We start from the raw sequence: 20,393 nt of genomic DNA on the forward strand, positions 1-20,393 counted from the left end.
CCGAGTACGGCCCCGCCACGGTGGGCGCCGTGGCCGCGGCAGCCTTTCTGCCCCCGCCTTGGGTACAGGGGTTGGGGTACTCCTCGGCCTGGTCGTCGCGCTGATCGCGGCCCGGACACTCGACTGGCTGCGTCACGCGAACGCACGACACGTGCATCGGCTGACCGAAGAACTGGACGGTGGCTCCCTGGGCGCGATCTACCGCCTCCAGTGGGCGGGGATCGCGCGGGATGCCGTTCGAAGCGCGGGGGTCACCGCCGTCGGGTTGCTGCTCGCGCTGGCGCTGATGACCTGGATGCGCGTCGAGTGGATGCCGCCGTTGCTGACCCCGGTCCTCGTGGGCGTCGGTCTGGCATCGGCGCTGCATGGCGCGCTTCGCACGGCGGGGCGGGGGCGCCGCCTCGCATGGCTGGGGCTCGGAGTGGCCACCGGGGTCCTCGTCGTGGTCGGATTCGGGACCCTCGCGTGAAAGGGCGCGGGCGGGCACTGATGCGGTTGATGGCCGTCCAGGGGGCGTGGAGTTACGAGCGGATGATCGGCGTCGGCATGGGGTACGCCTCGCAACCGCTCCTGAAAGACCTGGGGGCCGGGGATCCGAACCGGCTCCGGGAGGCGACGGCAAGGTCGGCCGAGTTCTTCAACTGTCACCCGTACCTGGCCGGCCTCGCCCTGGGGGCCTCGGCACGAGCCGAACATGACGGAGTGCCGGGAGCGCAGATCCAGCGTCTGCGCACCGCGCTCTGCAGCCCCCTCGGCGCCCTCGGCGACCAGCTGTTCTGGGCCGGCCTGGTCCCGGCCCTGATGTCGCTGGCGCTGGTGGGCCTCGCCCTTGGGGCCGGCGCGTGGATCCTGCTGCCGCTCGTGGTGCTGTACAACGTGGTCCGGGTGCTCGTCACCCGCTGGGCGCTCCTGACCGGACTCGACACCGGCCTGCAGGTGGGGACGGCCATCTCCGCCTCGTGGCTCCCGAAGGCCGTGTCGCGAATTGCCGGGCCGGCGGGGTTCTGCGCGGGGATGGCGCTGCCGATCGCCGGTGCCTGGTTGTTGGCGCCGTGGGTGGCTGCGATCCGCGCCCCGGTCCTGGTGACGCTCTTGAGCGGTGCCATCACGCTGGCGGCGCGACGGTGGGGCGGGGCGCGCTGGTCGTCACTCCGCGTCGGGCTGGTGCTGGCCGCATTCACTCTACTCTGGACGAGGTTTTCGCCGTGATCGAACGCCAAGCGACGATCGTGAATCCGCTGGGAATGCACGCCCGGCCGGCGGCCCGTCTGGTCAAGCTGGCCTCCGGCTTCCAGTCGCACATTGAACTCGTCAAGGACGACCTGGCGATCAACGGCAAGAGCATCATGGGTGTCATGATGCTCGCGGCCGAATGTGGCAGCAGCATCACGATCCGGGCCGAGGGGCCGGATGCCGAGGCCGCCCTCGACGCGCTCGTCACGCTGGTGGCGGAGGGGTTTGGCGAATCGTGACCGATCCGCGCCGGTTGCAGGGAATCGGGGTGTCCCCCGGGGTGGGCTTTGCGCCCGCCATGGTGGTGCACTGGGGGTTTCCGGACGTCCCTGACCGGACGGTGACGGAGCCGCAACTCGAGGGTGAAGTCGCCCGCCTGCACGCGGCGGTACGGGAAGCCGTGGCGGGGTTGGAGACGCTGCGGGAGCGCGTGCTGGTCCGGGCCGGGGTGGAGGAGTCGCGGATTTTCGAGGCGCAGATCCTGATGGTCCAGGATCCCGACTTCCTGGCCGGCGTCGAGTTGCTCATCCGGAAGAACCTGCTGAGCGCGGAGACGGCCTACGAATTCAAGGCGCTCGAGCTCCGGAACCTCTGGGCGAGTTCCGGCAGTGCGCAACTTCGCGAGCGGCTGGCGGATCTGACCGCGATTCAGCGGCGGGTCGTGTTGAAGCTGATGGGGCAGGCGGAGCGCGAGCCGTGGTCCGGCACGCTCGACGAGCAGGTGATCGTCGTGGCCCACGAGCTTTCTCCCGGCCTGACGGTGCAGCTCGACCGGGAGCATGTGGTGGGGCTGCTGAGCGAGGAGGGCACCCGAACCTCGCATGCCGCCATCCTGGCGCACTCCCTTGGCATTCCGGCGGTGATGGGCGTGGCGGGGGCCATCCAGCGCGTTCGGGACGGCCAGATGATTCTTATCGACGGTCGCACCGGCACGGTGATTCTGGAACCGACGCGGGGTGAGCTGGAAGAAGCGAAGACCCGGCTGCACCGGCGCCACCGGCTCGAGCTGAAGCTTGAGGCGGGGCTGTCGGCACCCGCCGTCACGCCGGACGGGCGGCGCCTGTCACTCCGGGGCAACGTTGACCTGCCGGAAGAGATCGAGACGGCTGTGCGGCACGGGGCAGAGGGCGTCGGTCTCCTGCGCACCGAATTTCTCCTGACCGGCCGCGCGGTGGTGCCAACCGAGTCCGAGCAGACCGAATATTTCAAACGGGTGGCACAGGCGTTTCCCGGCCAGCCGGTCGTGGTGCGGACGTTCGACCTCGGCGGCGACAAGTTTCCCGTGGCTTTCGACGCGCCGATCGAGGCGAATCCCTTCCTCGGATGGCGTTCGATTCGGGTGTGTCTCGACCATCCCGAAATCTTCCGGCCCCAGATCAGGGCCATCCTGCGCGCCGCCGTGGGGCGGGACATCCGCATGATGCTGCCGCTCATCACGCGGGTCGACGAGGTCCAGCAGGTGCGCGACCTGGTCGATGAGGAGCGGGCGGTCCTGCTGGCCAACGGAGAGCAGGCGGCGGAACGCATCCTCATCGGCGTCATGATCGAGACACCCGCGGCGGTCATCCTGGCCGACCGGCTGGCCGCAGTTTCCGATTTCTTCAGTGTGGGGACCAACGACCTCACGCAATACACGCTGGTGGTGGACCGCGGCAACGCGCGTCTCGCGGACCGTTTCCGGACCGAGCATCCCGCCATTCTCCGGCAGCTGCGATCGGTGCACCTGGCGGCCAGTGCCGCCGGCATCCCCGTCAGCATCTGCGGGGAGATGGCCTCGGAACCGCTGTCCGCGGTGCTCCTGATGGGACTGGGATTCGTGGAGTTGAGCGTGGCGCCACCGGCCCTCCCACTGCTCAAGCTGATCGTGCGCAGCGTCCCGGCGTCGGTGGCCGAGGCGGCCGCCACGGAGGCGCTCGAGGCGGCCACCTCCGAGGAGGTCCGAGCCATCTTGCGCACCGCCGTCGGGGCGCACCTTGATCTTGCGCTGATCGATCCGGCCGGCGCGTTGCCCACGTATCGACCGCCCACTAGTATTCCATCGAACTGACCGCTCTCATTCTTCTCTCAATGGTTGCCTGATGACTGCCAAGCGCGTGAAGCACAAGCGATACCTGTTCACGTCCGAGTCCGTGACCGAGGGCCACCCGGACAAGGTGGCCGACCAGATTTCCGATGCCGTGCTCGACGCGATCCTCGCTGAGGACCCGCACGGGCGCGTGGCGTGCGAGACGCTGGTCACCACCGGCATGGTCATGGTCTCCGGCGAGATCACCACCAAGACCTACGTGGACATCCCGGGCATCGTCCGGCGGACCATTGAGCGGATCGGCTACAACGACGCCACGCACGGCTTCGACGCGCACACCTGCGCGGTGCTCTCGTCGATCGGGCGTCAATCGCCCGATATCGCCATGGGGGTGGACGAGACCGGCGACAAGGCGCAGGGCGCCGGCGACCAGGGGATGATGTTCGGGTATGCCACGCGCGAGACCCGCGAGCGGATGCCGCTCCCGATCATGCTCGCCCACCGGATTGCCGAGCGGCTGGCGGCAGTCCGCAAGGGTGCCCACGGCCTCGATCGGCTCGAGTGGCTCCGGCCGGACGGGAAGTCCCAGGTGTCGGTCGAGTACGAGGGGAACAAGCCGGTGGCGGTGCGCACCGTGGTGGTGTCGACCCAGCACGCCGAGCGGCACGCAGGCCGGCAACTGGCGCAGTCGACCATCCGGCAGGCCATCATCGAGCATGTCATTCGCCCGGTGCTGGAGAAGGCGGGCTTCGGCGACACGCGGGTCAAGTTCCTCATCAACCCGACCGGCCGCTTCGTCATCGGCGGCCCGCATGGCGACGCCGGACTGACCGGTCGGAAGATCATCGTGGACACCTACGGCGGCATGGCGCGACATGGTGGCGGCGCCTTCAGCGGCAAGGACCCGTCGAAGGTGGACCGCAGCGCCACCTATGCCGCCCGGTGGGTGGCCAAGAACATCGTCGAGGCCAAGCTCGCCGAACGGTGCGAGGTGCAGGTGGCCTACGCCATCGGTGTCGCCGAGCCGGTGTCCATCATGGTGGATACGTTCGGGACCGGCGTCATGCCCGACGAGCGCCTGGAGCGCGTGGTCCGGCGGGCGTTTGACCTCACGCCGCGAGGCATCATCACCGCGCTGAAGCTCAAGCGCCCCATCTATGGACCGACCGCCGCCTACGGCCATTTCGGCCGGAAACCGGTCAAGGCCAAGGTGAACGGGCGGGTGCAGGAGTTCTTCACGTGGGAACAGCCCAGCCGGGTGCGCGCCCTGCTCAGCGAAGCGCGGTAGTGCCCCGATGATCGAGGTTCAGGTGGCGCATCTCGGCCTCGATCAGAACACGAACAGCCCCGTGGTCCTGCTGAAGGAGCGCGATGGGGAGCGGGTCCTGCCGATCTGGATCGGGCCCGCCGAGGCGAGCGCCATCGCCATGGAACTGCAGGGGGTCAAGGCGCAACGACCCATGACGCACGACCTTCTGAAGCACGTGATCGTCGGATTGGGCGGCGAACTGCGCCGGGTCACGATCACGAACGTCCGGGACAATACCTATTTTGCCGAACTGCTTATCCGCCGCGACGAACAGATGGTCCAGGTCGATGCCCGCCCTTCCGACAGCATCGCGCTGGCGCTCCGGCTCCGGGCGCCGATCTTCACCACGGATGACCTCCTCAATCACAGCGGGACCGATGCCGGCCCGCCGGCACCCGAGCGTCGGCTCGACGCCGAGTCTCTCAAACAGTACCTGGAAAAGCTTGATCCGCAGGATTTCGGCCGCTTCACGCCGTAGTGCCGCCCTCGTGGGAGCCGGGGTTGCGCTCCTCACCGCCTCGCCTCTCGCGGGGCAAGTCCCCCTCAGCGTCTCCGGAACGGTTGTCCGCGTGCACGATGGCGACTCCACGTCCGTGGCGGGCGTCCCCGTCACGCTGCACCGGGTCGGCCGCACCGCCCAGGGCGCGATCGATTCGACGGTGTCGGATCGTGACGGAGCCTTCCGTTTTCGCAGCGTCGGTGACACGGCGGCGATCTACCTGGCGAGTGCGCGGTATGCGGGGATCGAGTACTTCAGCGAACCGATGCGCGCGCCTGGGGCGGGGAGGATCCGGCTCGTGGTGTCCGACACCTCCTCCTCCGCCCCGGTGCGGCTCGGGAGCCGCCATGTGATCATCCGGCCTCCCGATGAATCCGGGACGCGGGCGGTCCTCGATCTCCTTACCATCCGGAACGACGGTCCGGACACCCGCGTCGGCCGCGACAGCCTGGGCGCCTCATGGGCACTCGAACTCCCCGCCGGTGCGCTGCAGCCCGAGGTGTCGGAGGGGGACGTCAGCCCGACGGCCATCCGGTTCCAGGGTGATTCGATCCTGGTTCTGGCGCCGATCGCGCCCGGCCGCAAGAACATCATGGTCAGCTATCGCCTCCCGGTCGCGGTGAATAAGCCAAGCTGGCTGTCGCCGGTCGACTCGTTCGATCTGCTGGTCGAGGAGCCCGGTGCGACCGTGCAGGGCGCCGGGCTCGCGGCCGTTGCACCGGTCGAGCTCATGGGAAGCACGCTTCGGCGCTGGACGGCCGTGCCTCCGACCGGCGCGTCGGGTGAAGTGGACTTCAGCGCGGCGTCCGGACTCGGAAAGGCCCTCTACTGGCTGGTCGGAGTCGTCGGGCTCCTGTTGCTCGGTGGGGCAGGACTCGCCTTCCGCCGGGCACGCCGGACCGGCGACATGACCGCAGCCGCCGCCCCCGTGAACTTCATCGACGAGCTGGCCCGCCTCGACGCGAAGTACGTCGGCAGGCAGGATGAAGTCCCGGCGAAGGAATGGGCGGCGTACGAAGTGGAGCGGGCGCGACTCAAATCAGCCGCCCTTGCCCGGGGCCGCTCCCGACCGTAGGTTTGCGGCAGTCATAACTGATCGACAGCGAACGCAGATTTTCGGAAGCCGGTGCAATTCCGGCGCGGCCCCGCCACTGTAACGGGCAACATTCTCCGCTCACGACGCCACTGGGAAACCGGGAAGGCGAGCGGAGGCCCGAAGCCAGGAGACCTCTCCGTTCGCGCCACCGCAAGTTCCCTCGGGGGAGGGACTGGTGGCGTGCCCCGGTGTCATTCTGCCGAGTCCCGCCCATCTCCGCCCTCCCGGAAGTGGGCGATTTTCTTTGAGACAGAGCCGTCGCTCCAGCTGGTTGTTCGTCGCGCTCCTGCTCGGCATGGCGGCGTGCAGCGAGGGACGGGCACCCGCGTCCGCGCCGCTCACGGCGGTGGACGATCTAGGCGACACGGTGCGCCTCGCCGCGCCGGCCACCCGAATCGTGTCGCTCATCCCGGCCACAACCGAGCTGCTCTTTGCCCTCGGGCTTGGGGATCGCGTTGTGGGGCGCACCACCTGGTGCGACTATCCCGCCGCCGCGAGCCAGGTGCCCAGCCTCGGCGATGGTCTCCAACCCAACCTCGAAGCGATCGTCGCTGCGCGACCGGACCTGGTCGTCCTGTACAACTCCACCCAAAATGTCACGGCGGCCGAGCGGCTCCGCGCCCAGCAGATTCCGACGCTGCTCGTCAACACCGATCACCTCTCGGATGTGCCACGCCTCGCCCGCCTGCTCGCGCCGCTCGCCGGCAATGCCGCCGCGGGCGACAGCCTCGCCCGCCGTTTCGAGGCCGAGCTGGACAGCGCCACCGTTCGGGCTCCCGCAGTGGAGAAGCGCATCCTGATCCTGGCTTGGGATCAGCCGCCGATCGCCATCGGGGCGGGGAGCTTTCTCAGCGAGCTGGTCGCGCGGGCCGGTGCACGAAATGTTTTCGACGACCTCGCGGCACCCTCTGCACCCGTGAGCCTGGAGGCGATCGCCAGTCGCAACGTCGATGCCGTGCTCGTGCTGGGGGACACGCTGCCGGCATGGGCCGGCCGACCCGAGTGGCAGGCGGTCAGCGCGGTGCGTGCGCATCGGTTTGTCTATGTGCCGGCAGACCTCTTCAGCCGCCCGAGTCCGCGAAGTCCTGCGGCGCTGCGGGCGCTGATTGCCGCCCTGCAGACGGGAACCGCCTCGTGACCCGGGGCCGGTGGACCGTCCTGCTCGGTGCCGCCGCGCTGGCCCTGCTCGCCGGGCTCGTGGCAGGTGCGGTCGACATCGGGTGGGAGGGACTGCTGGGCGCCTTCTTCCCGGCGCCCACGGGCGACGCCGCCCTCGTGCGGTACCTGCGGATGCCCCGTGTCCTCTTGGCCTTCCTTGTGGGCGGCGCGCTCTCGGTGGCGGGGGCCTCGCTCCAGGCCCTGGTGAGGAATCCCCTCGCCGACCCGTACCTGGTCGGATTGTCCGGCGGGGCGGGTCTCGGCGCCGTCCTGGCCATCGCGCTCCACCTCGGCGGCGTGTGGGCGGTGCCGATCGCTGCGTTCGCTGGTGCGCTGGGCGCCGTCGCCATCGTCTACCGACTCAGCGTCGTCACGGGGCGCCGACTCGATCCCCATGTCCTCCTGCTCGGCGGCGTCGTCGTCGGGGCCTTCGCCGGTTCCCTGATGAGCGCGGTAATCATTCTTGCGCCTGCGGCGGAACTGCGCAGTGCCATGCTATGGCTCCTCGGGGGCTTCGGCATGGCTTCGTGGCCGGCGGTCGTGATTTTTGCCGCGTACGCCCTGGTGCCGCTCGGCCTGCTCGCCGCGAGTGCCCGCGGGCTCGACCTCCTCACGCTCGGGGAGGAGAACGCGCAGCACCTCGGCGCCGAGGTGGAAGTGCTCAAGCGGCGGGTGTATCTGTCGGTGGCGGCGCTCACGGGAGCCGCCGTCGCCGTGTCCGGTATCATCGGATTCGTCGGGCTCGTGGTGCCGCACGTGATGCGGCGGTGGGGCGGGCCGTTGCACCGGCAACTCCTCCCGGCGGCGTTTCTGGCCGGTGGTGGGTTCCTCGTGCTGTCCGATCTCCTGGCGCGGAGCCTGTTCCGGCCGATGGAACTGCCCGTCGGCGTCGTCACGGCGCTGGTCGGGGTGCCGATCTTTGCCCTCCAACTGCGGCGGTCGATGCAATGACGCTGCGCGGCGTGAATCTCGGCGTCCGGTATCCCGGCGCACCGCTCCCGGCGCTCCGGCAGGTGAACTGCGAGGTGGCGCCAGGGCGCCTGCTGGCCGTCGTGGGCCCGAACGGAAGCGGCAAGTCGACGCTCCTCCGGGCGCTGCTCGGCCTTGCCGAACTCGAGTCAGGGACGGTGACGCTCAAAGGCCGCCTGTTGGCCGACTGGCGGAGACCGGAGATCGCCACGGTCCTTGGGGTGGTGAGTCAGCGGGAGGAGATCCTCTTCCCGCTCACTGTGGAAGAAGCCGTCCTCATGGCCCGCTACGCGCGCCTTGGACCGCTGGCGCCTCCCGGCGAGCGCGATCGGGCCGCCGTACGCGACGCGCTCGAGCGGTGTGACGCCTGGTCGCTTCGGCACCGCCGGACGGAAACGCTCTCCGGCGGTGAATGGCAGCGGGTCCGGGTGGCGCGGGCCCTGGCCCAGGAACCCGAAGCCCTGCTCCTCGATGAGCCGACCGTGGCGCTCGACGTGCGCCACGAGATGGAGGTCTTCGAGCTGGTGCGCGCCCTGGTCGACGCCGGACTCGGGGCGCTGGTCATCACGCACCACCTCAACCTCGCGGCGCGGTACGCCGACGAGCTGCTGCTGCTCAACGAAGGCAGGGAAGTGGCGCACGGGACACCCGCCGAGGTGCTGCGCGAGGAAACGCTCTCATCCGTCTTCCAGTGGCCCGTGGCGGTATCGCCGTGGCGAGACGGCGCGCCACAGGTGGTTCCCCTCCGTCCCACGGAGGTGCAGCGTCCATGAAGGCGGCGATCGTCGCGCTGGCGTTCGCGATGTCCGTCCCTGTGCTCCTCCCGGCCCAGGCGCCGGGGATCGTCGAGGGACAGGTGCTGGATGCGGCCACTGGCGCGCCGGTCACCTCGGCCAAGGTGGAGATCGCATCGGTGTCTGGCGCCGTCGGCGCGGACGGGCGGTTTCGCCTCGGTGGACTGCCACTCGGCCCCGCGGTCCTCGTCGTGACGGCGGTTGGCTATCGCCCGAACCGCACTGAGTTCGAACTGCTCCCTGGACTGACCATCGAGCGAACGGTACGCCTCGACGCGATGCCACCGGTGCTTCCGGAGATCAGCGTGCAGGCCGCACGCGGGCAGGGAGGAATGCTGGGTCACGAGGCGCTGGTGCAGCGCGGGAGCGACCTCGCTTCAGCGCTCGACGGATGGGAGGGCGTGGTGGTGCGGAGGAGTGGGGGGAACGGTCCGGCTTCGCCGCAGGTGCGGGGAAGCGCCCCGGAGGAGGTCATCGTGCTGGTCGACGGGTTTGCGATCAACGATCCTCTGACCGGTCGCGCCGATCTGAGTCGGCTCGCTACCCGTGATGTGGCCTCGGTCCACATCCGGCCGGGAGCGCAGTCCGCGGGTGGCGCCGGAACCGCCGTTGGCGGTGTCATCGACATCAGGAGCCAGGCGCGGGGCGACGCCGATATCTCCGGCTGGATGGGCAGCCATGGCTCCGGCGGGGGTACGCTCGCGAGTTCGATTGCCGGCGTGCGCCTGTTCGTCCGGGGGGAACGGCTGGCGGACGACTTCCCCTATCTCGTCCCCGCGAACAGGGGAGGGGGCGAGGCGATCCGGGGAAACGCGGGGGGCACGATCGGATCGCTGTCGTTTCGGAGATCGGGTGCCGTGGCCGTTCAGGGGCGCGCGAGTGCGTCCAGTCGCGGACTTCCGGGGTCAGTCGGGAACGAGACGCCAAACGCCACCGCCGAAGATCGGGCCGCCTTCCTGGGTGTGACCATCACCGGAGGCTCGACCCTGAGCGGGTCGGTGCAGTACCTCCGGACGCGGGCAGCGGATCCAGCCCCGCCGACCGGTGCCGCCTACGACGTGCAATCGACCGGCTGGAGCGGAACGGCGGACTGGTCCATTGGACTGCCGCTCGTCGTCGGCGGATGGCAGGGAGACATCGAGCTCGGCGCCGCGGCGCGTCACGACACCTATCAGGGAGCTGTGGTCCGAGACGGCACCCAATTTTCTCGCGGTGGGGTGCGTGCCATCGGTACCTTTCGCCCAGCGGCGGCTGCTCCCTGGTCTCTGACTCCGTCACTGCGGCTCGACTGGTGGACCGGAGAGACCGCCCCGCTGGGGAGTGCGCGTCTCGACGCGGGATGGCGGAAGAACGGGACGGCCTTGCAGGCGTCCGTCGGCTCCGCCGTGTCGGCCCCGCCGCTGGCGGATCTCTTCTTTCGTGAGGGAGTGGGGGTGGCGCTCAACCCCACGCTTCGACCCGAGCGCGTCGCCTGGGAAGTGGAGCTTGGTGTGACGCAGGACTGGTCGGTGCTGGGGTCTCCCGCCACTGCCTCCGTCAGGGGATACTACGGACGGGTGGACGACATGATTCTGTGGGCTCCCGGCGCCGGGTTCATCTGGAGCCCGCGCAACTTTGACGTGATACGGCGGGGAGTCGATGGTTCGTTGAGCGTCCGATTCCTCCGCTCCGTGACCGTGGCGGTGCAGGGCGCCTGGACCCCCGTCACCTATGACGTCCCTGGTGGCGCACAGGTGCAGTACCGGCCGGTGGGGACGTGGGGAGCGTCCGCGGGGTGGGTGTCCGCAGGTTGGGGGGCTGACGCGCGGTGGCGCTGGGTGGGCGAGCGATACCCGAATCCGGGCGGCGTCAACCCGCGTCCGGCCTACGGTGTGATGGACATCGGGGCTGAACGCGCCATCGGGACGGCGATCGTGCGGGCCGACCTGCGCGACCTCTTCGATACGCGCGCCGAATTTCTCGCCGGCTATCCCAGTCCCGGGCGCACGGCGGTCGTCTCTATTTCTCTGGAGTGGCAATGATGGGTCAACATCCGCTGCGCAGCGTGTTCTTTGCCTGCCTCTCGGCGTCTGTCGTGGGGTGTGCCGATCCGGAAGCGCCGCTGCCCGCGCCCTCCGAAGTGGTGCTGGTCGTGAACTCGATCGAATCCTCGCTCAGCGTCATCCCGATTCATTCGACGAGTGCGACCTACAAGATTCCGCTGGGCGGGACGACTCCCACGCCCGTCGGTGTGTCGGCGCTCGGCGCGTATGCGGTCGTCCCGATGGGGGTCGATCATGCCGCCACCATCGTCGACCTGGCGACCGGCACCGTGTCCCGCGTCGTCCCGCTGGCTGACGGCTCCGACGCGACCGGGTCGGCCATCGTGGACGATTCCATCGCCTATGTCGCGAATCCCGGCCTGAACACCGTCACACGCATCAACTACCTGACGGGGGACACGGCGAGCGTGGACGTCGGGGTCTACCCGCAAGGCGTCGTCGCCACGCGGGGCAAAGTCTTCGTCCTCAACGGCAACCTGGTCAACTTTGCCGTGGCCGGTCCTGGGTGGATCACGGTCATCGATCCCATCACCAATGCCAAGGCGGTCGGCATCGACTCGATCCCCCTGCCGGCGCCGGGCAACCCGCAGTTCGCCGTGGTCGGCGGCGACGGCCGCATCTATGTGATGAACGTGGGCAACTATGTCGACGACGGCCGCCTGTCGGTTGTCGATCCGGTGGCCCGCGTCGAGCTGGCCAACTTTGGCGGCTTCGGCCCCGGACCGGGTGACGTGGCCACCGATGGCGGCGACCGTCTCTTCGTCAGTTCGTTCACCGAGGGGCTGATGGAGTTCAATATCGCCACGCGCACACTGGTGCTCGGGGCGGGTGACGGCATTCCGATTCCCGACAACTCCGGCGTCGCCGTGGACAGCGACGGCCAGGTGTACGCGATTTCAGGGGGATGCGCCGGCGGCGGTGGCGGGGAGGCCCATATCCTGCGGGCCGATCTCACCGAGAAGAAGACCGTTGCCCTGGGGGTCTGCGCCATCGGGTCGGCCGTCACGCGCATCCCCGCGGAGTAGATTGGGGGATGCCCCCCGTGACCACGCCAGCGATCATCCTGGGCGCCCTACGCTACGGCGACACCTCGAAGATCGTGCGCCTCGCCACCCGAGATCTTGGCATTCGGAGTGCCTTGGCCAAGGGCGCGCTCCGGCCCCGGAGTCGTTTCGGCGCGTCGCTCCAGCTCCTGAGCGAGGGCGTCGCGCATCTCTATCTCAAGGACACCCGCGATCTCCAGACACTGGCCGCCTTCGACCTGACCAGCCTCCGGTCCGGGCTGGCCGCGGACCTCCCACGCTTCGCCGCGGCCGCAGCGATCGGGGAGGTCGCCTGGCGCTTCTCTCCCGCCGAGGCCCATCCCGACAGCTTTGATCTCCTCAGCGGGGCGCTGACCGTCCTCGAAACGGCGTCCGCGGAGGCCGTGGAGGTGCTGGGGCTGCGCATGCTCTGGCGCCTCGTGAGCGTGCTCGGGTTTGCCCCGGCGCTGAATCGATGTGCGCGTGACGGGACTCCGCTGGCCCTGGACGCGCCGCTCCGCTTCAGCGCGGCCGAAGGGGGAGCGCTCTGCCCGCGGTGTGCCGAGGGGCATGGGGTGACCACCCTCTCGCCGACCGATCGCAGCGACCTCGAGGCGCTGGTCAGTTCGACGGCCGAGCTGCCGGTCCTCGATGACCGACATGCCGCCTCGCACCGGAGGCTCTTTGCCCGCTTCCTTCGCCACCACCTGGCCGAGGGCGGGGAAATGCCGGCGATCACCTTCTGGGAAGACCGTCCCTGGGTGTCGGCATGATCGTCGGGACGGCGGGGCACATCGACCATGGCAAGTCGGCGCTGGTCGAGGCGTTGACCGGCCAGCGGATGGACCGGCTGCGGGAGGAACGCGCCCGTGGCATCACGATCGACCTGAACTTTGCGCCGCTCCGGCTGGCCGATGGGGTGGTGGCCGGCGTGGTGGATGTGCCCGGTCACGAGGACTTTGTTCGAACCATGGTTGCGGGGGCGGCCGGGATGGACCTCGTGCTGCTGGTGATCGCAGCCGACGAAGGGATCATGCCGCAGACGCGGGAACATCTCGCCATCGTCGAGGCACTGGGCGTGCCCCGTGGGATTCCGGTGCTGACCAAGAGCGACCTGGCCGACCCGGAGTGGCTGTCGCTGGTGCGGGACGAGGTCAACGCCCTGCTGGCGGGCTCGACGGTGGCTTTCGGACCGGCGCTGGCGGTCTCCGCGCGTACGGGCGCGGGGCTCGAAGAGCTGCGCGCCGCAATCGTGGAGGCAGGAGCCCTGGCCCGACCCCGCGACGCGTCGGCCCCGTTCCGAATGCCCGTTGACCGGGCCTTTTCGGTCGCGGGAGCAGGAACGGTCGCCACCGGGAGCATCTGGTCGGGCTCGGTGGCCGTCGGCGACCACCTTCGTCTGCTGCCGTCCAACCTGCCGGCACGCGTCCGGACCATCGAGAGCCATGGCGAGCGGAGCCCCCGAGCGATGCCGGGAAGCCGCGCGGCGCTGGGCCTCGCGCACCTGGATCGTGATGCGATTCGGCGCGGCAATGTCCTCGTCGACGACAGACTGCCATGGGAGCCGACGTGGGCGCTGGATGTGCGAATCCACCACCACGGTGACGCGGTGCGTCCGCTGACCTCGCGCACCCGGGTGCACCTGCACCTCGGCACGAGCGAAGTCGTGGCCCGGGTGCTCCCCCGTGCACCGATATCACCAGGCGCCTCGGGGCTGGCCAGGCTTCGCTGCGAGGCGCCGCTCGTGGCACGGGGCGGCGATCGATTCGTGCTGCGCAGCTACAGCCCGGTGTCCACCATCGGTGGTGGCGTGGTGCTCGATCCCCGGCCGCCACGCCGGCGAGCACTCTGGCCCGGGCAACTGGGCTCACTGGAGCCCAGGGAGCACCTCGTTGCGCTCCTCTTGCGGCATCCACCCGGGATGACGACGGCGTCGCTGGCGCTCCGGGCAGGTCTTCCCATCGACACCATCGTCACTCTCCTGGAGCGGGATGCCCGGGTACGCGAACTCGACTTCGGCTGGGTGCTGACCGACCTGCTCACGGAAGCCAGGGAGCGGGCGCTGCAACTCCTGACCCGGTACCACGCCGATTACCCCTCGCTGCCTGGTATGCCGGTGGAAACGTTACGGCGAACGGTCCATCGTGCCGCAGGGGTGGCCGAGGCCGCCGTGGGCGACCTGGCAGCGGCTGGATCGCTGCTGCTGGAGGGGGGAACGGCGCGGCTAGCGGGGTTCAAGCCCCGGATTGCCGGGGGGGCGGCGGCGGTTGACCGAGTCCTGACCGCGGTCCGGGCGGCCGGACTCGGGGCTCCGACGGTTGGGGACCTCCAGGCGCAGCTGGCGGGCGTGGATGTGGCCGGGGCGCTCCGTCTCGGGGCCGGTGAGGGCCGGGTCGAGGCCGTGACCCCCGACTGGTACGTTGCCAGCGAGGTGCTCGAGGATTTCAGGGACACCCTGACATCGGCGGCAGTGGCAGGGGACATCACCCTCTCGGCGGTGCGCGAGCGGACGGGGCTGTCGAGAAAGTACTTGATCCCCCTCCTCGAATGGGCGGACCGCCGGGGAATTACGCGACGGATCGGTGAGGCCAGGCGTCTCACTTGACACAGTGCTTGAAGGGGCCGCATACTTAGGGTGAAGTAGCGTAAGTGCGTCACTATCAATCGCTTCGACGGAGGTGCTTCCACCCGCTTCATAACCCTTGTTCGAGTGAGGTTCCGAATGACAGGCCGTGCCTGGACGGGGCTGTTGCTCGGGCTCATGGTGGGGATGGCAGCACCGGCGACAGCTCAGGTCCCGTCCGCCCCGCCTGCGTTTGAGCTTGGAGACAACTTCCCCAACCCGTTCTTCCCGGCCACGTCCATTCCGTTCGTACTGACACCGGAGGCTTGCACCGACGGTCATGTCCCGTTGGTGACGCTGGAGATCTACAACGTGCTTGTGCAGGTCGTCGCCGTTCCCGAACTTCAAACCGGGGGGCGCGAGCGAGTGCGCGGTCTCCGGCTCCAGTGTGGGTCCTATGTGGCCTATTGGAGCGGCCGCTATTTGGGCGACGAACGGGAGGTCACGCCCGGGGTCTACTACTACCGTTTGACCGTGGATGGTCGCAGTCAGGTGAAGAAAATGATCGTCCGCAAGGAGAATCAGCCAGCAATGTGAATCGATGGTCTCGGCGAGGGACATTCCATTCGGATGTCCCTCGCTGCGTTTGTAAACCTGTCGGTGGACGCTGTCAGAACGGCAGTTCTGTCCGGTATACCCCTTGCCCTTGTGGGTCACCATGCTAAGACCCGAACGCTTGACCTTAAAGGCCCAGGAGGCCTTCCGCGACGCCTCGGAAGATGCGCGGCGGCGCGGGAACCCTGTCCTCAACGATACCCACCTCTTCGCAGCCCTCCTCGCCCAGGATGAGGGGGTAGTGCAGCCCCTCCTCCAGAAGGCGGGCTTGAACATCGCGGCCCTCCGGGAGGAGGTCGAGCGGGAGCTCGCCCGGCTGCCTCGGCAGGAGGGCGCCACGGGGGAACCGACCTTCAGCAGGGAACTGCACAAGGTCTTCGACCGTGCCGAGGAGGAGGCGAAGGCACTGAAGGACGCCTATGTCTCGACCGAACACCTGATTCTGGGCCTCGCGGCCGAAAAGGGGACGACTGCCCGCAACCTGCTCAACGAGCAGGAGGTGACGGCGGACACCCTGCGGGAGGCGCTGGAGGGCGTTCGAGGCGGGCATCGCGTCGCGGATCAGTCGCCTGAAGACCAGTACCAGGCGCTGCAGCGTTTCACCCGCAACCTCACCGATCAGGCCCGCAAGGGGAAACTCGACCCGGTCATCGGTCGTGACGAGGAAGTCCGGCGGGTTATGCAGGTCCTTTCGCGCCGCACCAAGAACAATCCAGTGCTCATCGGCGAGCCGGGCGTCGGCAAGACCGCCATTGTCGAGGGGCTGGCGCAGCGCATCGTGCATGGCGACGTCCCGGAGTCGCTCAAGAACAAGGATATCGTGGCGCTCGACGTCGGCCTGTTGCTCGCGGGTGCGAAGTACCGGGGCGAGTTCGAGGAGCGCCTGAAGTCAGTCATCAAGGAACTGACCGAGGCCGAGGGACGGTACATCGTCTTCATCGACGAGATGCACACGCTCGTCGGGGCGGGGGCCGCGGAGGGGGCGGTGGATGCCAGCAACCTGCTCAAGCCCGCGCTGGCGCGCGGGGAGCTTCATGTGGTGGGCGCCACCACCCTCGACGAGTACCGGAAGCATGTGGAAAAGGACGCTGCGCTGGAGCGCCGGTTCCAGCCGGTCCTCGTGGGCGAACCCAATGTGACGGACACCGTCGCAATCCTTCGCGGGCTGAAGGAGCGCTACGAGGTGCATCACGGCGTGCGGATCACCGACAACGCCCTCGTTGCCGCGGCGACGCTCTCGGATCGCTACATCGGCGACCGGTTCCTGCCGGACAAGGCCATCGACCTGGTCGACGAGGCCGCCAGCCGGCTCCGGATCGAGATCGACAGCCTGCCGCAGGAAATCGACGAGGTGGAACGGCGGCTGGTGCAGCTCGAGATCGAGCGGCAGGCGCTGCTCAAGGAAAAGGACAAGGCCGGCAAGGAGCGCCGCAAGTCGGTGGAGCAGGAAATGTCGGAGCTCAAGGAGAAGAGCGCCGGGATGAAGGCGCAGTGGCAGTCGGAAAAGGCGGCCATCGGCGAGCTGCAGGCCGCCCGGGCCGAGGTCGACGAGCTCCGTACCGAGGTGGACCTGGCCACGCGCCGGGGCGACCTCCAGAAAGCCGCGGAGCTCCGGTACGGCCGGATTCCCGAGCTGGAGGCGACGCTGCAGACGCAGGAGGCCCGTCTGCAGGAGGTGCAGCGCAACGCCCGCTACCTGAAGGAGGAGGTGGACGCCGACGACATCGCCGAGATCGTCGCAAAGTGGACCGGCATTCCCGTCTCCCGGATGATGGAGTCGGAGCGCGAGCGGCTGACCCGCCTCGAGGAGGAACTCGCGGAGCGCGTCGTCGGACAGCCGCAGGCGGTGGCCGCGGTGTCGAACGCCGTCCGGCGGAGCAGGGCAGGGCTGCAGGACCCGAACCGGCCGACCGGCTCGTTCATCTTCCTCGGGCCCACCGGCGTCGGCAAGACGGAGACGGCGCGTGCGCTGGCCGATTTCCTCTTCGACGACGAGCGCGCCATCGTGCGGCTCGACATGTCGGAATACATGGAAAAGCACGCCGTCGCCCGGATGATCGGTGCGCCGCCGGGCTATGTCGGCTACGAGGAGGGTGGCCAACTGACCGAGGCGGTCCGCCGCCGGCCGTACAGCGTCGTCCTCTTCGACGAAATCGAGAAGGCGCATGCCGATGTGTTCAACGTGCTGCTGCAAATCCTCGACGACGGTCGGTTGACGGATAGCCAGGGCCGGGTGGTGGACTTCCGGAACACGGTCATCATCATGACCAGCAACATCGGCGGCGGCCATATCGTGGAGGCCGGCGCGACGGTGGACGAGGCGGCCTGGGCGGTCGTGGACCGGGCTGTCCGGAATGACCTGCGCCAGCATTTCCGGCCGGAATTCCTGAATCGCGTCGATGACATCATCGTCTTCCGTCCGCTGTCACGCGAGGACATTCGCCAGATTGTGGACCTCCAGCTGACGCGGCTGCACGCGCTGCTGGCCGACCGCAAGCTTGGGCTGGAGGTCACGCCGGAGGCGCGGCAACTGCTGTCGGAACTCGGGTACGACCCGGTCTACGGCGCACGTCCGCTCAAGCGGGTCATTCAGCAGCGGCTGCAGAACCCGATCGCGCTCGAGGTCCTGGAGGGCCATTTCCCCGAGGGCGCCACCATCAAGGTCGATCGCGACGGCGATGAGCTGGTGTTCACGAACGCCGTGCCGGCGCTGGAGCCCGCCGGTGCGTAGGGGTGGGGCCTCGCCGGCCGATGTCGCCTTCATGGAGGCGGCCCTGCGCCTTGCCCGGGCGGCTGCCGTCCGTGAGGAGGTGCCGGTCGGGGCGCTGGTGGTGCGGGAGGGGAAGGTCATCGGCCAGGCGCACAACGAGATGGTGCACCGGAAGGACCCCACCGCGCACGCGGAGCTCCTGGCCATCCAGGCTGCCATTGCCGCGGTGGGGGAGGATCGCTTGGTCGATGCGACGCTCTTCGTGACTCTGGAACCGTGCGCGCAATGCGCCGGCGCCATCGTCCTCGCGAAGGTCGGTACCGTCGTCTTCGGCGCCTGGGACAACCGTGCCGGGATGGCGGGCTCGGTGCATGACATCCTGCGGCACCCACGCCTGAACCATCGTCCCGAGGTTGTGGGAGGTGTGCTGGAGCAGGAATGTGGGGAGCTGCTGAAGGAGTTCTTCCGTGCCAAACGGTAGCCGGACGAGACTCCTCGTGGGGCTCGCTTGCGCTGTCTGGGTGTCCCTGGGTTGCGCCTCGACCCCTGTCATGAACTCGGTGCCGCTCGCGGGCGGCTGTGAACGCGCGATCTTCTACGGGCCCGCTCCGGTGCCGGCGGGGGGTGTGCAGTGGATCACCCCTGCCGAGGAGGGCGACCGCGACGACCTCGCACGGTGGTGCCGGACCGTCGGTCCGGCGCTGGTCGCCGCGCAGTCGGCCCGAGTCGAGTCGGCGCCGGTGCGGCAGTTTGCCGTCGTCTCGTGGAACCAGAATGTCGGGCGGGGTGACCTTCGACGGCTGGTGGCCGACCTGCAGGCGGGCGCACTGACCGGGGGCGAGCCCGTTCAGGAGTTCGTGATCCTCCTCCAGGAAGCCTATCGGGCCGGAGACGAAATCCCTGTCCGTCCTCCCGCCTCCGCACCGGTGCCGGCGGGTATTCGGGATCCCGATCCCGATGGTGCCCACCGCGAAGACATCCTGACCCTCGCCCGGTCGCTCGGCCTGGGGTTCTTCTACGCCCCCTCGATGCGGAACGGCCGGGAGGAGGTCGGGGAACCACGAGAAGATCGCGGCAACGCCATCCTCTCCACCATGCCGATGGAGGGATTTCGCGTGGTCACCCTCCCGCACGAACGGCAACGGCGTGCCGCCGTACTGGCCACGCTCCTCGTCCCGGGCCACGGGGAGTCGGAAGCACCGATCGCGCTCGCCAGTCTCCACCTGGACGTCTGGCCGGCGATTCTGCCGTCGCTCCTCGATCCCTCCCGGCGGAACCGGCAGGCAGGGGGTTTCCTGGCCGCCGGACCGGCGGCGGGCAGTCCCGTCATCCTCGGTGCCGATCTCAACGCGATTTCACCGGGCGATCCACAGGTAATGCTCTTCCGCGCGCGATGGCCAGAATGGGAGGAATCCGCCCCGTGCCACACGCGGGGTCCGTTCTGCACCGATTACCTCTTCACCGGTGACATGCAAGGGTGGGCGGTGTCGCCATATCGTGCGACCCCTGAGAGTTACGGCTCCGACCACCTGCCGCTGGTGACGGTGTTGACGAGAGTGGATGAGGTCGCTGAACGGCGTTGACCGTGCCAGTCCGGGCCCCTATTTTCGGGTATCGGCGCCGGCGGTGTTTGTGAAATTGATCCTGGTGCGCCGACGTGTTTCCGTGACAGGAGTGCCGATCCATGCCTGCCAAATTCGTGTCGAACAAGGATGAGACGATTCCCCTGTTCGAGAATCCGATGCTTGAGCGTCTCACACACATTCACCCGGCGACCCCGGCCGTGCTGTTCCTCCCGATTGCGGGATGGTTCCTCTGGCAGGGTCTGCAGCTGGGCACGTGGCCCATGGTACTGGGCCTGGTCCTCGTTGGGCTGTTCATCTGGACGTTGACCGAGTACTCGCTGCATCGCTGGGTCTTTCACTACCAGCCCAAGAGCGGTATCGGCCAGAAGCTGCACTTCCTGATGCACGGGATTCACCACGACTACCCGCAGGATCACACCCGGCTCGTGATGCCGCCCCCGGTCAGCCTGCCGCTGGCGGCCCTCTTCGGGTTTGCGTTCCGCGGCATCTTCGGCGTGCAGTTCCCGGCCATCTTTGCCGGCTTCCTCGTCGGGTACGTCATCTACGACACCACGCACTACGCGACGCACCACTGGAAGATGAAGGGGCCGATCGGCAAGTATCTTCGGGAGTACCACCTCCGTCACCACTACCGCGACGACGACCTCGGCTACGGCGTCAGTTCCCCGATGTGGGACTACGTGTTCGGCACCGTGGCACGGCGGACCCGCACCGACCGCCAGGCCGCGTAAGGGACGGAACGACAGACATACCCTGACGCACGGCGGGCCA

Annotated in this window: 19 protein-coding genes and 1 riboswitch; all 19 genes read left to right on the forward strand. The window is 68.7% G+C overall.

The window, feature by feature from the left end; all coding sequences use genetic code 11:
- The first annotated feature begins 58 nt into the window (after nt 1-58).
- The 19 genes from R2910_06815 (at nt 59) to R2910_06905 (ending at nt 20,353) form a co-directional block, all read left to right on the forward strand.
- Complete coding sequence (locus R2910_06815) at nt 59-469, forward strand: hypothetical protein (GenBank protein MEZ4412675.1); 411 nt, start codon at nt 59-61, stop codon at nt 467-469.
- Nucleotides 466-1,209, forward strand: a complete 744-nt coding sequence (locus R2910_06820; protein ID MEZ4412676.1) for a PTS system mannose/fructose/sorbose family transporter subunit IID — start codon at nt 466-468, stop codon at nt 1,207-1,209. Before R2910_06815 ends, R2910_06820 begins: the two co-directional genes overlap by 4 nt.
- On the forward strand, nt 1,206-1,472 hold the full coding sequence (locus tag R2910_06825; GenBank protein ID MEZ4412677.1) for an HPr family phosphocarrier protein: 267 nt from the start codon (nt 1,206-1,208) through the stop codon (nt 1,470-1,472). The genes R2910_06820 and R2910_06825 overlap by 4 nt, the downstream gene beginning before the upstream one ends.
- Nucleotides 1,469-3,280, forward strand: a complete 1,812-nt coding sequence (gene ptsP / locus R2910_06830; protein MEZ4412678.1) for a phosphoenolpyruvate--protein phosphotransferase — start codon at nt 1,469-1,471, stop codon at nt 3,278-3,280. The genes R2910_06825 and ptsP overlap by 4 nt, the downstream gene beginning before the upstream one ends.
- A 31-nt stretch (nt 3,281-3,311) precedes the next feature.
- Complete coding sequence (metK, locus tag R2910_06835; GenBank protein MEZ4412679.1) at nt 3,312-4,547, forward strand: methionine adenosyltransferase; 1,236 nt, start codon at nt 3,312-3,314, stop codon at nt 4,545-4,547.
- Between the two features lie 7 nt (nt 4,548-4,554).
- Nucleotides 4,555-5,046, forward strand: a complete 492-nt coding sequence (locus R2910_06840) for a bifunctional nuclease family protein (protein MEZ4412680.1) — start codon at nt 4,555-4,557, stop codon at nt 5,044-5,046.
- A gap of 91 nt (nt 5,047-5,137) precedes the next feature.
- The gene (locus tag R2910_06845) at nt 5,138-6,142 is read left to right on the forward strand and encodes a hypothetical protein (protein MEZ4412681.1); all 1,005 of its coding nucleotides are present in this window, start codon (nt 5,138-5,140) and stop codon (nt 6,140-6,142) included.
- Between the two features lie 43 nt (nt 6,143-6,185).
- Nucleotides 6,186-6,295, forward strand: a riboswitch (cobalamin riboswitch).
- A gap of 112 nt (nt 6,296-6,407) precedes the next feature.
- On the forward strand, nt 6,408-7,301 hold the full coding sequence (locus R2910_06850; protein MEZ4412682.1) for a helical backbone metal receptor: 894 nt from the start codon (nt 6,408-6,410) through the stop codon (nt 7,299-7,301).
- Nucleotides 7,298-8,272: an iron ABC transporter permease gene (locus R2910_06855; GenBank protein ID MEZ4412683.1), complete on the forward strand. Its 975-nt coding sequence runs from the start codon at nt 7,298-7,300 to the stop codon at nt 8,270-8,272. Before R2910_06850 ends, R2910_06855 begins: the two co-directional genes overlap by 4 nt.
- Nucleotides 8,269-9,063 carry an ABC transporter ATP-binding protein gene (locus R2910_06860; protein MEZ4412684.1) on the forward strand — a complete coding sequence of 265 codons (795 nt, stop codon included), beginning with the start codon at nt 8,269-8,271 and terminating at the stop codon, nt 9,061-9,063. The genes R2910_06855 and R2910_06860 overlap by 4 nt, the downstream gene beginning before the upstream one ends.
- Nucleotides 9,060-11,105: a TonB-dependent receptor gene (locus tag R2910_06865; protein ID MEZ4412685.1), complete on the forward strand. Its 2,046-nt coding sequence runs from the start codon at nt 9,060-9,062 to the stop codon at nt 11,103-11,105. Before R2910_06860 ends, R2910_06865 begins: the two co-directional genes overlap by 4 nt.
- Nucleotides 11,102-12,151, forward strand: a complete 1,050-nt coding sequence (locus R2910_06870) for a hypothetical protein (protein ID MEZ4412686.1) — start codon at nt 11,102-11,104, stop codon at nt 12,149-12,151. The genes R2910_06865 and R2910_06870 overlap by 4 nt, the downstream gene beginning before the upstream one ends.
- Before the next feature lie 17 nt (nt 12,152-12,168).
- Nucleotides 12,169-12,921: a DNA repair protein RecO gene (gene recO / locus R2910_06875; GenBank protein MEZ4412687.1), complete on the forward strand. Its 753-nt coding sequence runs from the start codon at nt 12,169-12,171 to the stop codon at nt 12,919-12,921.
- Nucleotides 12,918-14,753: a selenocysteine-specific translation elongation factor gene (selB, locus tag R2910_06880; protein ID MEZ4412688.1), complete on the forward strand. Its 1,836-nt coding sequence runs from the start codon at nt 12,918-12,920 to the stop codon at nt 14,751-14,753. Before recO ends, selB begins: the two co-directional genes overlap by 4 nt.
- Before the next feature lie 117 nt (nt 14,754-14,870).
- Nucleotides 14,871-15,308 (forward strand): T9SS type A sorting domain-containing protein, encoded by a 438-nt coding sequence (locus R2910_06885; protein ID MEZ4412689.1) that lies wholly within the window; start codon nt 14,871-14,873, stop codon nt 15,306-15,308.
- Nucleotides 15,309-15,447: 139 nt separating this feature from the next.
- Nucleotides 15,448-18,057: an ATP-dependent chaperone ClpB gene (gene clpB / locus R2910_06890; protein MEZ4412690.1), complete on the forward strand. Its 2,610-nt coding sequence runs from the start codon at nt 15,448-15,450 to the stop codon at nt 18,055-18,057.
- A complete protein-coding gene (gene tadA, locus R2910_06895; GenBank protein ID MEZ4412691.1) occupies nt 18,050-18,517 on the forward strand; it encodes a tRNA adenosine(34) deaminase TadA in 468 nt (155 codons plus the stop codon). Before clpB ends, tadA begins: the two co-directional genes overlap by 8 nt.
- A 70-nt stretch (nt 18,518-18,587) precedes the next feature.
- On the forward strand, nt 18,588-19,619 hold the full coding sequence (locus tag R2910_06900) for an endonuclease/exonuclease/phosphatase family protein (protein MEZ4412692.1): 1,032 nt from the start codon (nt 18,588-18,590) through the stop codon (nt 19,617-19,619).
- Nucleotides 19,620-19,720: 101 nt separating this feature from the next.
- Nucleotides 19,721-20,353, forward strand: a complete 633-nt coding sequence (locus R2910_06905; GenBank protein MEZ4412693.1) for a sterol desaturase family protein — start codon at nt 19,721-19,723, stop codon at nt 20,351-20,353.
- The last annotated feature ends 40 nt before the right edge of the window (nt 20,354-20,393 follow it).

The organism is Gemmatimonadales bacterium (genome assembly GCA_041390145.1).
GTDB lineage: Bacteria > Gemmatimonadota > Gemmatimonadetes > Gemmatimonadales > GWC2-71-9 > SPDF01.